The sequence below is a fragment of the Helicobacter sp. MIT 01-3238 genome (assembly GCF_003364135.1).
GTDB lineage: Bacteria > Campylobacterota > Campylobacteria > Campylobacterales > Helicobacteraceae > Helicobacter_B.
Window position 1 is genome coordinate 1 of sequence record NZ_NXLN01000064.1, and the last position, 607, is coordinate 607.

The following is a 607-nucleotide window of genomic DNA, read 5'->3' on the forward strand; positions in this document are numbered from 1 at the left end:
TTCTTTGCAAAGGAAACTTTTGAGAAAACACAAAGCTAGCAGAATATATAGCATTATTAAAAAATGTAGTGTTTTTATAGTGTGCTCCATTACCCAAATCAATACTAATAGATTTCAAAGAATTTAGCACTCCTCCTACACTTCCTCGCAATAGAAGTGAAGTGTTTTTTATCCTTACTCCCGTATCAAGTGCTACATTGCCAAATCCTAAATGATTAGCAGGCATATATGTGCCTTTAAGCGTAGTAGCATAGTAGAGATTTGCACTAGGATTTAGCACCCAAAAGACATTACCACTACTTCCTAGTGCAAAATCAAAGTTCTTTAGCACTCCTAGCCCAAATACAAGTGAATGACTAGCTAGCGTGCTAGAACCAAAATAAGTATAATAAGCCACTCCTCTTAGATACAATCTATTTGCAACTGCTATCTTTAGCTTAGCTCCTATGTCAAATCCATTTTTTGAGTTGTAGTTATAATAGCGAGCAAATCCTCCGTTATTAAACGCACCTACTCCTACTTGATGTCCTAAGCCATAATCATAGTTTATATAAGTGCCATCATAGTTATTGAGAATGTTATAGAGTATGAGGGTGTTGGTGGATTC

The 607-nt window shown here is 35.7% G+C and carries 1 protein-coding gene; it reads right to left on the bottom strand.

What is annotated here, in order from left to right:
• On the bottom strand, positions 1–607 hold a 607-nt coding region (locus CQA40_RS11390; RefSeq protein WP_181882940.1), incomplete at both ends, for a hypothetical protein.